The sequence below is a fragment of the Mycobacterium sp. NTMscope_MAC_269 genome (assembly GCF_976985695.1).
The window spans coordinates 4494283-4506991 of record NZ_OZ335668.1; the positions used below are offsets into that span (position 1 = coordinate 4494283).

Consider the following 12709-nt stretch of genomic DNA (forward strand, 5'->3'; position numbering starts at 1 on the left):
CCTCACCCGGCGATCGCGATCTTGATGCGCTCGGGCGCCGGCCGGCAGGCCAGCTCGAACGCGTCCTGCACCGCGTCGACCCCGAACGTGTGGGTGAGGTAGGCGCCGAGCAGCCAGGGATGCTCGGTGCTGAACTTCGTCGCGAGCTCCAGCATCCGACGGCGGTCAAGCGTCACACCGGATTTCAGCGTCAGATTGTTGCGCAGCATGGCCCGCATGTTGATCGGATACATGTCGTCGTCGGCGACGCCGAAATAGAAGACGGTGCCCCCGGGGGCGGTGGCGTCGATGGCGTGCGCGAGGGTGGCGACCTGGTGGCCGACCGCCTCGATGACGACGTCGGCGCGGTCTCCCGGCTCGAGCTGGCTCGCCCAGCGGTCGCTGGTGGCGCGCACCGGGTCGTCGACGCCGAATGCCCTTGCCAGATCGCGGCGGTCGATCGGGTCGACCCCGGTGACGCGCCGCGCACCGGCCGCCTTGGCGACGTAGGAGAACAGCAGGCCGATCGATCCCTGGCCGATGACCGCGACGTGCCGGCCGGCCAAGTCGCCGAGCTGCTCGCAGGCGTAGAGCACACAGGCCAGCGGTTGCAGGCCGATCGCCTGCGCCGGTGACAGCGCCGGGTCGTACGGTGCCAGCCCGTCGCCGTTGCTGACGATGCGTTCCATCATGCCGTCGAACCCGGAGGCCCAGCCGACGACGCGGTCTCCCGGGCGGTGTGCGGGGTGCCGGCTGGCGATCACTTCGCCGGCGACCTCGTGGATGGGGAAGCCGTCTTTCTCGGGGCCGCTGCGCCCGTCGTCGCCCGGGATGCGGCCTCTGGCACCGCGAAACGCGGGCAGATCGCTGCCGCAGACGCCGGCGGCCAAAAACCGCAGCAGCACCTGCCCGTCGGTCAGGGACTCAGGCGTTGTGTCCGCGATCGTCGTCCGCTCGAACTGATACGGGGCGGTGAGCCGGTAGGACCACACGTCAGACCTCCACCGGGATGTTGTTCCAGCCCCATTGGAAGCTGGACGGCAACCGGGTGGCGGTGTCGGCCTGGATCGCGTAGTCGGGCACCCGGCGCACCCATTCGGCCAGCAGCACATCGATTTCCAGCCTCGCCAGGTGGTAGCCGATGCAGAAGTGCTGGCCGCGGCCGAACGCCAGTGAACGGCGGATGGGCCGATCCCAGATGAAGTCGTCGGGGTCGGGGTATTCCCGTTCGTCGCGGCTGGCCGACGCGAGCAGGGTGATGACGCGCTGGCCGGGGTTGATCCTCTGACCGTGAATGTCGAAGGGCTTGCGCGCCGTTCGCGCGAACCACTGCGCCGGCGCGCAGTACCGGATCATCTCCTCGCGCGCGATGGGCACGTTGCTTTCGGGATCAGCGCGGACGGCGGCCAGCTGATCGGGCCGCTGACTGAGCTCCCACAGCCCGTGGGCGACGATCTTGGGCACCGTCTCGGTCCCCCCGATGAAGATGCACAGCATCTGGGTGGCGACTTCGGTGTCGTCGAGCGCGCGGCCGTCGGGCAGGTGATAGCCGAGCAGGCCGTCGACCACGTCCACGGGCGGCCCGGACTGGTCGGCGCGGCGCCGGGCGACCGCGGGCAGCAGGAACTCGAAATAGTTCGGGCGGGCCTGTCCGGTATCCACGCCGACACCGGGCTGCGCGAGGCTGCCGGCGTTGACCGTGGCGAGAACCTGCGGTGCGAGATCGGTGGGAATGCCCAGCAGTTCGCAGACGATCGCGGCCACCACGACGCCGCCGTAGTCCTGGGTCAGGTCGAACGAGCCGCGCGGCAGCAGCAGGTCGAGTCGTTCGTTGGCCAGGGCCCGGATCCTGCCCTCGAGGTCCGTGACCGAACGTGGCCGAAACGGCCGGGAGTGCGTGCGCCGGATCTCGCCGTACAGGTCCGCGTCGAACATCGCGTGGAACGGCAGCGGGTGCAGCGGCGGGTCGTCGACCGGCCCGGAATTATGTTGGGCCAGAACCGATGCCGCCGGCAGCGTGCCCTCCGAGGCGACGAACGTGCCGTTGTTGACTTCCAGGACTTTCCAGATGTCCTCGAAACGCGACAGCGCGAAGGTGTCCCATTGCGGCATGTAATACACCGGGTGGTGGTCGCGCAGGATTCGGTAGTACGGCAACGGGTTTGCCATCACCGCAGCGTCGAAAGGGTCGTAGCGGAAGTCGGCGTGGTCCATGGGTCCTTGGCGCCCGGTCACTGCAGCGGTGAGGGCGGGAGGGCAGCCAGGATGGAATCTTCCCAGCCGTCGCGCAGCGCGGGGGCCACGCTCATCCAGGTGACGATCTCGGCGGGTGGGCTCTCCTTCCACGAGGGGTAGTGCTCGGCGAAACAGTCCCATCCCCCGTCCAGCGCCCAGTAGTGGATGACCTCGTTGAAGCGGAAGGTCGTGGTGAACGAACCGAGCCAGCGTTTCCCGGTGCGTTCCGACCACGGCACGTAAAGCCGCTCCAGTTCGCGGATGTAGTCGTCCTGGCGCCCGGGCTTGGTCTGCATGATCTCCTGAATCACCAGTGGCGCAGTGAAGTTGGCCTCGCGCAGCTGCGCGAGCGTCCTGTTGCTGGGGCCGGCGTACATGATCCGGCCCTCGCCCGAGGCGCCGAGATCGGCCAGAAACGCCGACCATTTGCCGGCGGTAGCCTCGTGGCTGCCGCCGCGGGCCTGGGCGGCGCCGATCCTGGCGTAGTCGGCGAACCCGTCGATCTCCCAGATGACCGTCACCTGCGGCCAGTGACCGTTGTACGGGGTGGATTCCCAGATCGCGAACAGCCGGGCGCCGAGTTGTTCCATCATCGGCTGGTAGGTATCGGCGAAGATCTCGGTGAACCGGTCGCTTCGCCCGGATCCCAGCGAGATCGTCTCGTGCAGGTAGAGCAGTGCGTGTTTGTAGTACTTCTTCATGGGCCTAGTCGAGCCGGATCAGCTCGGAGTCGGCCCCCGAACCCACGTCGCACAGCAGCGTCTCGGTGGGGGCGACTGTGGCGTCCGAAATGCCCGCTGCCGCAAGCGCATAGCCCTTGAACATGCGCGCCGCACCGCTGAGCAGGTGCTGGGCGCGCGTCGTCGCACGATGCACCCCCAGCGGCCACCCGTCGCCCCACAACGCGACCTCGGTCAGCCGGTTGTCCAGCGACTCGAGCACCGCGTCACGCACCCGCGCGTCGGCGGTGAACGCGTCGGCACTGACGGCCAGGCTGGTCGAGCCCGCCCCCAGAGCGGCCAGGGACGACTCGAGGTCGCATACCCGCACCCCCAGGATCCGCAGCGATCGGGTGTCGCGGCCCTGCGGGAGCAGCACGGTCACCTCCCATCCGGCCATCGCCCGGTCGTAGAGCCAACCTCCGGCCGATTGCACGACGTCGACGGCGCTGGCGGCGACGACGTCCAGTCGATAGCGCAGACCCTCCGCGATGGCCTGGGTGGCCGGGGCGGCGCTGCTCTTGCTGATATCGAACGTTGGAGCGACCATCGATCCATTCCTCACCACGGCCCCGCTGGCGGGCCTCAAGCGCTTGTCATGGGCTTTCTCAAGGGCTGGAGCCGCCGCACGCGTCGGGTGAAGCGACTCACCGCACAGCGTGACACTTCTGGCGAAATTTGTAAAGGTCCCGACGGCCCGTCACGTACCGCGGCGCGCCTCGAGGTCGGCAAGGACTTCCTCGGTGTGCTGCCCCAGTTCCGGTGCCGCAGAACGCGGAGCCCACGGGGTGCCGTGAAAATCCGCCGGCGTGGCCACCATCGGCACGGCCGCGTCCCCGTCGGGCACGTCGACGATGCCGCCCGCGGCGTGGAACTGCTCGTCGGCCACGACGTCCTCGAGCGTGTTGACCGGTGACCAGAAGAAATCCGGCTCGCCGGCGAAGACCTGCGCCCATTCGTCGAGGGGTCGCGTCGCAAAGATTTCGTCGAGCGCGACGATCAGCGCCGCCGAGTTGGCCGCGCGGGAGCGGGCATCGGCGAACCGCGGATCCTCGCGCCATTCGGGGCGTCCCACGGCGCGGCACAGCGCCGGCCAGTGCCGCTCGGGCTCGAGGCCGACGATCCAGAACCGCCGCCCGTCGGAGGCGGCGTAGTTGTTCATGCACGGGTTGCCCATGGATTCGCGTTGCCCGATCGCGATGGGCTGTCCGCTCATCAGATAGGTGTTCAGGTCGAAGCTCACGGTGTAGGCGCCCTGCCGGTACAGCGAGGTGGTCACCAGTTGGCCCGTCCCGGTGCGTTCCCGGGCGAGCAGCGCCGCACAGACCGCCGCGGCCATCGTCATGCCGGCCGAGTGATCGCCCATGCCGCCGCGCTGAAACGGCGGCGTCTCGCCGGGCCGGGTGAGCAGGTGGGCCACCCCGGCGCGGGACCAGAACGCGGCCACGTCGAAGGCGGCGCGATCGGCGTCCGGCCCGCTTTCGCCGTAGCCGGTGATGAGCCCGTAGACCAGGCGGGGGTTGGCCGCCGACACCGACTCGAAGTCCAGCCCGAGGCGCTGCAGCGCGCCGGGTCGCACATTGGTCAGGAAAACGTCTGCGCCGGCGAGCAATTCGAAAGCGGTCGCGCGGCCCGCCTCGGTGCCCAGGTCCAGCACGACGCTGCGCTTGGAGCGGTTGTCCATTTCGAACGGCGGGTTGACGCCCAGGTCGCAGCCCAGCATGCGGCCGAACATGCGCGCCGGATCACCGGTCGGGGGTTCGATCTTGATCACGTCGGCGCCCCAGTCCGCCAGGATGCCGCCGGCGGCCGGCCCGGCCACCCACACCCCGAGCTCGACGACTTTGACGCCTTCCACCGGTCCCGCCATGCGTAAGTTCCTATCCCACGCCTGGACGTCGGCGCGACTATTTCGACTACTTCGAAGGGTTCTGAGCTGCCTCGCGATGATTCTGCGCCGCCCCGCGTATCGGAATACGTGCGGGCATCGTGCAACGGCGGGCCGCGGCGAGCCCACCCACGCGGGCCCGCCCAAACGGACACCAGAAAAGGAGATCGTCATCATGGTCACAATCTCAGGCAGCGCGGTCCTGATTACCGGGGGCAACCGCGGCATCGGGAGTGCACTGGTCTCCGAAGCGTTGAACAGAGGTGCCAGGCGGGTCTACGTCGGCACCCGGAAGGCTTTGGCCGACAACATCGATTCCCGCGTTACGCCCGTGGCCCTGGACATCACCAATGCCTCGCAGATCCGTGCGGCAGTCGAGAAGGTCGACTCGCTCGATGTCTTGATCAACAATGCCGGCCTAGCGCTTTACGACGATCTCAACGATCGGTCCGTACTGCAACAGCATCTCGCGGTGAATCTTCTCGGCACGTACGATCTGGTTCAGGCGTTCCTGCCGCTACTGGCTCAATCCCGGGGCTCGATCGTCAACAATCTGTCGGTGAACGCCCTGGCGCCGTTGTCGCTGATTCCGGCCTACTCCGTCTCCAAGGCCGCCGCGTTCTCCCTGACGCAATCGCTGCGCGTCATCTTGGCGGCCCAAGGTGTGCGGGTTCATGCTGTGCTGACCGGCCCCGTGGATACCGATATGACCCGTGCTCTTGACATCCCGAAGGCCGCTCCGCAATCGGTCGCGAAGGGCATCTTCGACGGTGTGGAAAATGGCGATGACGAAATCTTCCCGGACCCGATGTCGCGGTCGTTGACCGAGCGCTGGCGCGAGGGCGCCGCGAAGATGCTCGAACAGCAGTACGCGGCCTTACTCGCCCAAGCTGAGGCCGTCAAATCCTAAGCGGCTGTGCAGATTCGGTTCAGCGGTTCATCAACGCATCCAGACACAAAGGCCGCCACGGCGGTGAAGGAGAGGCGGGGCTTGCCGCCGCCCGCGCCTTCTGGTCGGGCGGGACCACGGCGACCTCGATGCGTTGGCGAAGGAGATGTGACCGGAACCGTCGCCAACTTGACCGGCGGAATCATCGTGGACTGATGCGCGCTGTGATGACATGGTTTGGCTGGGGAGCAGAATGGTGACGGGCGTGCGCGCCAATTCATCGCCGTCGGGAGGAGCACCATGACTCTGGTGGCCGGGCGTGGTCCGCTCAGCAACGATCCGGCGGGACGCTTTTCGCCGGCGATCCCCGACGGAGTCGTCTACGTCGAGCCGCATCCCCGCCGTGTGCAGGCGGTCAAGGACGGGCAGCTGGTGATCGACACCGAGCGGGCGCTGCTGGTGCACCGGCGGGACCGGCCGCTGTCCTACGTGTTCGCGCCCGGCGAGGTCGCCGACCTGCCGAGCGAGCCCGAGCCGGAGGCGCCGGGTTTCGTCCGTGTCCCCTGGGACGCGGTCGACACCTGGTTCGAGGAGGGCCGCAAGCTCGTGCACTACCCGCCCAACCCGTATCACCGCGTCGACTGCCGTCCGACGCAACGGCGCCTGCGCGTCCGCGTCGCCGGCACCACGCTGGTCGACACCGACGACACGATGATCCTTTTCGAGACCGCGCTCAGCCCGAGGCTGTATGTCGACCCGGCACACGTACGCACCGATCTGCTGCGGCGATCGGAGACGTCGAGTTACTGCAACTACAAAGGCTTCGCGACGTATTGGTCGTTCGTCTCGGGCGACCGTGTCGTAAAGGACGTCGCCTGGTGTTACCCCGATCCGCCGCCGGAAAGCCTGCCCATCAAGGGGTTTCTCAGTTTCGACGACGCCCGCGCCGACGTGCGCGCCGAGCTGCCCGCATCTTGACTCCGCGAAACTGCAACTGGCGACACATTCCCCGAGAGGCTGCGTCGGTAGTTACACTCTCGCGGCACGATCAGTAGCTCGGGCGCCCGAGCCCCAACTCATGCTGGGCGATCATGTTGCGGAACACCTCCATGGTGCCGCCGTAGATGCCGGCGGGCACCCCGTGCCGGAAGATGAACTCGATGGCGCCGTCGTCCGCGGAACCCGTTGTGTCGGTGGGCAATGCCGATGCCGCCCCCAGCATGTCCATCAATTCCTGGGAGACCTCACGCATGGTCTGAATGAGCCCCACGCGCCCGTACATTCCCGGAGTCGACATCGCCGCCTCGATGCGGGCCATGCAGCGCCCCAGCCGATATTTCGTGGCCTCGTCGTCGATCGGGCGCCGCCCGTTGGCATCGGGCCTGGACAGGATCGCCGCGACTCCGTCGGCCGCCTCGGCCATCAGGTGGCCGTGCTCGGACAGCATCGAAATGTTCTGCAGGCCATGGCCTTCGATCTCGGCAATACCATGCTCGGCGTCGAGGGCGAACCGCATCACCGTCCAGCCACCGTTGACCTCGCCGATCCGGTAGCGGTCATCGACACGCACGTCGCTGTAGTACACGATGTTGGTGCGGTCACCGTCGAGGGTGCGGATGCCCTGGATCTCGATGCCCGGTGTATCCAGCGGCACCAGAAACATGGTCAGGTTCTTGTGCTTCGGCCCCTGCGGATCGGTGCTGGTGAGCAGGAAGACGTACCTGGCGTTCTGCGCGTTCGACGTGAACATCTTGGAGCCATTGATAATCCAGCTCGATCCGTCCCGCACGGCGCGCGTCTTGCAGGTGGCGACGTCGGAGCCCCCCTCGGGCTCGGTGTAGCCCAGGCATAGCCGGATCTCCCCGGACAGCACGCCCGGCAGGATTGCGTCGACCAGTTCGGCCGCCCCGAACCGCTGCACCAACCTCGCGACGACCGCGGTGGTGCCCCAGTGGAACCACGGCGCGTGGGCACGGCCGATCTCGAGGTGAAAGATCCGGCGGCGCACCGGATTGAATCCGCCTTCGGACTCCAGCTTCCAGTCCGACTCCAGATACCCCGCTTCGCCCAACGCCAAATGCACTGGCTCGCTGAAGTTTTCACCGGTCTCGCGATCGCGGCGCCGCACCTCGTCGGTGACGTGCTCGGTGAGGAACCCCCGGAACCGATCGTGGAAATCCTGGTCCTCGGGTGAGAGCGCAACGCGGGAGAAGTCCATTCAGGCGGCGTCGATCACGAGGGTGCGGAAACGGTCGAGGGTTTCGAGCGCGTGCGTCATGCTGTCGCCGGGCAGGTGGACACTGACCCAGGTCACCCCCAGCTTGGCGAGCTTGTCCAGGCCTTCCAGGTAGGCGTCGGCGTTGAACGCGTCGTCGGAGGGACTGCCGCCGTCGAAGTTGGTGAACGTGACGTCGATCGCCGACCAATCCCGGCCCGCGGCATCGCATCTGCGCCGCAGGTCCTCGATGCCCTCGGTGAGTTTGGCCAGCGAATCGATGGTGGCCGTGCCCGCGGTCTGCGCCAGCTGGGGCGGGGCGGGAAACGGGCACCAGCCGTCGCCGTACTGCGCCACCCGCTGGCGCGATGAGGTGGTGTTGCCGCCGATCCAGATCGGTGGGTGCGGGCTGCTGACGGGACGGGGGTGCGCGGTGATGCCGCGCGCGCTGAAATGCTTTCCCTCAAAGGAGATGTCGTCTTCGGTCCAGATGGCCCGGATCACCTGTAGCGCTTCCTCGAACAGCTCGGCGCGCTCGTCGTAGCTGACGCCCAGCGCGGCGAACTCGCGCTTGAGGTAGCCCACGCCGACCGCGAGCGTGAAGCGGCCGCCGGACAGCAGGTCCAGGGTGGCACCGGACTTGGCCACCACGAACGGGTTTCGGTACGGCAGCACCACGATGTTGGGGATCAGCCGCAGGGTGGACGTGGTCGCCGCGGCGAATCCCAATGCGACGAAAGGGTCCAACGCGTCATGCCCGCCCGCATCGAGCCACCGCTGCGACGGGGCGGGGTGATCGGTGAAGCCGAACCCGTGGATCCCGGCCGCCTCCGTGGCCGCGGCCACCTTGCCGATGCCGTCCCCACTCACCAACTCCGGGTTGTAGGGATGGCTGTGCATCGGGTGGGTGATGGTGAACTGCATGGCCGTCAGAAACGCGCGCGGGAATCGATCGAGGTGTCGCTGCTCCGCAGCGGGCGGATCAGCGCCTCCTGGTTGAAGGACGCCAGCAGCTCGCCCTCCTCGGCGTGCACGGTGCCGCGCACGTACGACATTCCGGCGCCCACCTGGGTGCTCTCGTGGGTGTAGAGCAGCCACCCGCTCCAGCGCACCGGCTCGTGGAAAGCCACCGAGATGCTCATCGGCGCGGTGGACACGGTCAGGTGCGCCTGGGCGGTGCCGATGCCCTCGTGCGCGCGCATGGTGGTGGAGATCCCCAGGTGGCCGGTGAAGTAGGCCAGCAGGGCCTTGGCCAGGTCGTCCCGTTCCGGGATCGGGTCGTAGTGCAGCCACGCGTGGAGCTCCGGCGGGCCGACCTCGTCGGGGCTGTTGACGTCGACGACGTCCACCAGGCGCAGCTCGCGCCCGACCATCGGCATCGGGGAGGGGTTGGCGTCGGCCGGCGCGGCCACTTCGGGGCGCGGCAGGTGATGGCGGATGACATCGCCGGTCGGGACGTCGGCCAGCACCGTGATGCTCAGGCAGCGGCGGCCGTTCTGGTGCACGGCGACGACCGCGGTGGCGGTGGAGCGGCCCTCGGCGACGACGTCGAGCACCAGCTCGATCGGCGGACCGACCGTCACGGCACGGGAGAACACCGCGTGCGCCGAGCGCACCGACTTATCCGGGAATCGTTTGGCCACCGCGACGATCGCCTGAGCCAGCACCTGGGTGCCCTCGACCACCTGGCGCTCGTCGCCGACGGCGATGCCGGTTTCGCCGGTGAACCGGTCCTGCCCGTCGGCCTGCACGTCAAACAGATCCAGCAGGCCCTGCACCGTCCACTCGGTCTGCTGAGATTCCTCGGAAGCTTTCGTCAAATCCGCTCTACCTCTCGCGCTAGCAGCTCAGGGCTCAGCGTGACACTTTGAGTAGGATTTGTAAAGCTTGGCTAACAAGACGGCGGCCCGGCGGCCGAACCGGCCACCGGAAAGCACAGGGAGGCAACACCATTGGGCATCGTGACCACCACTTCGGAGACCGCGTTCACGCAGTCCGCCGAGATCGTGTACGACTTCGTCACCAACCCGGCCAATTGGACGAAGACCTACCCGGGCAGCGCGCACATCGGCGGGTTGCCCGAGCTTCCCCTCAAGGTCGGCGACACCTGGGAGGAGGCCGGCCCCGACGGCGACCGCATCTTCCGCTGGCAACTGGCCGCCGCGGTGCGGCCGACACTGTTCGTGTTCACCTCGGTCGGCCGGCTGGGCCATGACCGCGACGGTAACGGCGGAATGGAGGGCCGGATCACCGTGTCGTACCACTTCACCCGGCCCGGCCAGGACGTCACGCTGTTCTCCCGGACCATGACGATCGAGGCGTACAAGCACGCGCCGCTGCCCGATCAGCTCTTCGTCCAGGCCAACCCGGCGAAGATCGACGCCTACCACGAGGCCGTCGCGACCGAACTCGCCCGATCGGCAGATTGACACCGACACCCGCGGTGCGTGACACTTTTTCGGTGTTTTGTAAAGCGGAAGGGCTGGCCGAAGGCATGAGCGGATGATCCCCGAGCCGCTGGCCAACGGGTTCTGCTTCGGCGAGGGACCGCGCTGGTTCGAGGGCCTGCTGTGGTTCTCCGACATGCTAGGCGAAGCGGTCCACACCTCGACCATGGGGGGATCGCTAACCACTTTGCCTCTGCCCGGGCACTCGCCGTCGGGTCTGGGCTTCCGCCCCGACGGCTCGCTGTTGATCGCCTCGACCGAGGACCGGCAGGTGCTCTGCTACGACGGCGAAACCGTCGTCACCATCGCCGATCTCGCCGACATGGCGCCGGCCGACCTCGGTGACATGGTCATCGACGACGCGGGCCGCGCCTACATCGGATGCCAGGCGCGAACCGGCGGCGTCATCATCCGCCTCGACCCCGACGACACCGCCTCCGTCGTGGCCGAGGACCTCGACTTCCCCAACGGAATGGCGATCACCCCGGACCGCCGGACGCTGATCGTCGCCGAATCGACCGGCCGGCGGCTGAGCGCGTTTTCGCTCGGCGCCGACGGTGGACTGACCGACCGGCGCGTCTTCGCCGACGGCCTGGACGGGCCGCCCGACGGCATCGCGCTCGACGCCGAGGGAGGGGTGTGGGCGTCGATGACGCTGGCCCACCAGTTCGAGCGGATCGTGGCCGGCGGCGAGGTGACCGACCGCATCGACATGGGTGACCGCATCGCGATCGCCTGCGCCCTCGGCGGCCCGCAGCGCCGCACGCTGTTTCTCTTGTCGAGCACGGACGCCTATCCTCAGCGCCTGGTCGGCACCCGGCTTTCCCGGCTGGACGCCGTCACGGTGACCACCCCCGGCGCCGGCCTGCCCTGACATCCCGAGAGGTTGACGATGACCGACGCCTACTACGAACTGATCGACCCGGCCGACGCGGTGGGCGAGAAGTTTCGGGCGACCGACCTGGCGCGCGGCACCTGGTCGGCGGCGATCCAGCACGGCGGCCCGGTGTCGGGGCTGCTGGTGCGGGCGCTGGAACGGTGCGAACAGCGCGACGACACCCGGCTGTCCCGGGTGGTCATCGACCTGCTGGGCGGGGTGCCGGCCGAGGGCGACCTGTGGGTCCGCTCGCAGGTGCAACGCCCCGGCAGGCAGATCGAACTCGTCAGCGCCGAGATGCTGGCCCCCGGCCCCGACGGCGCTCCCCGGCCGGTGGCGCGCGCCAGCGGCTGGCGGTTGCAGCACCAGGACACCCAGGAGCTGGCGCACGCAGCGGTGCCGCTGCCGCGGCCGAGAGCCGAGGCCTACGACCGCAACCTCAAGGCCAAGGACTGGGACCGCAACTACGTGCACAGCTTGGAGTGGCTGTGGCTGACCGAGCCGCTGAGCGAAGGCCCCGGCGAATCGTGGATCAACCCGACCGTCGACTTGGTCAACGGCGAGTCCATGACCCCGCTGGAACGGCTGTTCGCGGTCGCCGACTGCGCCAACGGCATCGGCAGCAAGCTCGACATCACCAAATGGACGTTCCTCAACACCGATCTGGCCGTGCACGTGTTTCGTGTTCCCGACGGTGATTGGATCGGGATCAGGGCGGAAACCAGTTATGGGCCGGACGGGATCGGGACGACGATCGGCACATTGTTCGACGAACAGGGCGCGGTGGGCGCCATCCAGCAGTCGGTGCTGGTGCGCCGGCGCCCCCCTCGGGCCTAACGTGGAGGCGAAAACATGAGCCAGCCGGTCCGGGCGACGACGATCGCCGACACTGACACCTCGACCCGTCAGCGCATCCTGGCGGCCACCGCCGAGGTGCTCGGCCGCAACGGCAAAACCAAGCTCAGCCTGTCCGACGTGGCCACCCAGGCCGGCGTCTCCCGCCCGACGCTGTACCGCTGGTTCGCCTCCAAAGAGGAGTTGCTGTCGGCGTTTTCGGCCTACGAGCGACAAATCTTCGAAAGCGGCCTGGTGAAGGCCACCGCGGGCCTCAAGGGCGTGGACAAGCTCGACGCCGTGCTGCGGTTCATCGTCGATTACCAGCATTCGTATTCCGGGGTGCGCATGGTCGACGTCGAGCCCGAGCACACCATCGCCCAGTTCTCCTGGGTCATCCCGCAGATGCGCGAAGGGCTGCGACGGCACCTGCCCGGACCCAACTCCGCGGTGAAGGCGGCGACGGTGATCCGAATTGCGATCTCGCACTACATCGTGCGCAGCGACGACGCCGACCAATTCCTGGCGCAGCTGCGCCACGCGGTCGGCATCAAAGCCACGTCCTAGCCCGGCGAAACTGTAACTGGCAACGCGTTTCTCGAGTGGCGGTGTCGGCAACTACAGTT

At 68.0% G+C, this 12709-nt stretch carries 14 protein-coding genes; 6 read left to right on the plus strand and 8 right to left on the minus strand.

Going from position 1 to position 12709, the window contains the following annotated elements; all coding sequences use genetic code 11:
* Nucleotides 1–2 precede the first annotated feature (2 nt).
* From ACZ50Z_RS21270 to ACZ50Z_RS21290, 5 genes are all read right to left on the minus strand, one after another.
* Nucleotides 3–971 carry a zinc-binding dehydrogenase gene (locus ACZ50Z_RS21270; protein WP_464485318.1) on the minus strand — a complete coding sequence of 323 codons (969 nt, stop codon included), beginning with the start codon at nucleotides 969–971 and terminating at the stop codon, nucleotides 3–5.
* A gap of 1 nt (nucleotide 972) precedes the next feature.
* The gene (locus ACZ50Z_RS21275) at nucleotides 973–2193 is read right to left on the minus strand and encodes a cytochrome P450 (RefSeq protein ID WP_464485319.1); all 1221 of its coding nucleotides are present in this window, start codon (nucleotides 2191–2193) and stop codon (nucleotides 973–975) included.
* A 17-nt stretch (nucleotides 2194–2210) separates the two neighbouring features.
* A complete protein-coding gene (locus tag ACZ50Z_RS21280; RefSeq protein WP_464485320.1) occupies nucleotides 2211–2915 on the minus strand; it encodes an NIPSNAP family protein in 705 nt (234 codons plus the stop codon).
* 4 nt (nucleotides 2916–2919) lie between these two features.
* Complete coding sequence (locus ACZ50Z_RS21285) at nucleotides 2920–3483, minus strand: hypothetical protein (protein ID WP_464485321.1); 564 nt, start codon at nucleotides 3481–3483, stop codon at nucleotides 2920–2922.
* Between the two features lie 150 nt (nucleotides 3484–3633).
* On the minus strand, nucleotides 3634–4803 hold the full coding sequence (locus tag ACZ50Z_RS21290) for a CaiB/BaiF CoA transferase family protein (protein WP_464485322.1): 1170 nt from the start codon (nucleotides 4801–4803) through the stop codon (nucleotides 3634–3636).
* 193 nt (nucleotides 4804–4996) lie between these two features.
* On the opposite strand from ACZ50Z_RS21290, the gene ACZ50Z_RS21295 reads away from it, so the two are divergent.
* Both ACZ50Z_RS21295 and ACZ50Z_RS21300 read left to right on the plus strand, forming a co-directional pair.
* Nucleotides 4997–5731 (plus strand): SDR family NAD(P)-dependent oxidoreductase, encoded by a 735-nt coding sequence (locus tag ACZ50Z_RS21295; RefSeq protein ID WP_464485323.1) that lies wholly within the window; start codon nucleotides 4997–4999, stop codon nucleotides 5729–5731.
* A 279-nt stretch (nucleotides 5732–6010) separates the two neighbouring features.
* A complete protein-coding gene (locus ACZ50Z_RS21300) occupies nucleotides 6011–6688 on the plus strand; it encodes a DUF427 domain-containing protein (protein WP_464485324.1) in 678 nt (225 codons plus the stop codon).
* 70 nt (nucleotides 6689–6758) lie between these two features.
* Here ACZ50Z_RS21300 and ACZ50Z_RS21305 read toward each other — a convergent pair whose 3' ends face one another.
* From ACZ50Z_RS21305 to ACZ50Z_RS21315, 3 genes are read right to left on the minus strand one after another with little or no spacing between them, the layout of a single operon-like run.
* On the minus strand, nucleotides 6759–7928 hold the full coding sequence (locus ACZ50Z_RS21305; RefSeq protein ID WP_464485325.1) for an acyl-CoA dehydrogenase family protein: 1170 nt from the start codon (nucleotides 7926–7928) through the stop codon (nucleotides 6759–6761).
* Complete coding sequence (locus ACZ50Z_RS21310; protein WP_464485326.1) at nucleotides 7929–8849, minus strand: LLM class F420-dependent oxidoreductase; 921 nt, start codon at nucleotides 8847–8849, stop codon at nucleotides 7929–7931.
* A 5-nt stretch (nucleotides 8850–8854) separates the two neighbouring features.
* On the minus strand, nucleotides 8855–9745 hold the full coding sequence (locus ACZ50Z_RS21315; RefSeq protein ID WP_464485327.1) for an acyl-CoA thioesterase: 891 nt from the start codon (nucleotides 9743–9745) through the stop codon (nucleotides 8855–8857).
* A 132-nt stretch (nucleotides 9746–9877) separates the two neighbouring features.
* Between ACZ50Z_RS21315 and ACZ50Z_RS21320 the strand changes: the two genes are divergently transcribed.
* The 4 genes from ACZ50Z_RS21320 (at nucleotide 9878) to ACZ50Z_RS21335 (ending at nucleotide 12650) form a co-directional block, all read left to right on the plus strand.
* Nucleotides 9878–10354 carry an SRPBCC family protein gene (locus ACZ50Z_RS21320; protein WP_464485328.1) on the plus strand — a complete coding sequence of 159 codons (477 nt, stop codon included), beginning with the start codon at nucleotides 9878–9880 and terminating at the stop codon, nucleotides 10352–10354.
* A gap of 73 nt (nucleotides 10355–10427) precedes the next feature.
* On the plus strand, nucleotides 10428–11246 hold the full coding sequence (locus ACZ50Z_RS21325; protein ID WP_464485329.1) for an SMP-30/gluconolactonase/LRE family protein: 819 nt from the start codon (nucleotides 10428–10430) through the stop codon (nucleotides 11244–11246).
* An 18-nt stretch (nucleotides 11247–11264) separates the two neighbouring features.
* A complete protein-coding gene (locus ACZ50Z_RS21330) occupies nucleotides 11265–12086 on the plus strand; it encodes a thioesterase family protein (RefSeq protein WP_464485330.1) in 822 nt (273 codons plus the stop codon).
* Nucleotides 12087–12101: 15 nt separating this feature from the next.
* Nucleotides 12102–12650: a TetR/AcrR family transcriptional regulator gene (locus ACZ50Z_RS21335; RefSeq protein WP_464485331.1), complete on the plus strand. Its 549-nt coding sequence runs from the start codon at nucleotides 12102–12104 to the stop codon at nucleotides 12648–12650.
* Nucleotides 12651–12709 lie beyond the last annotated feature (59 nt).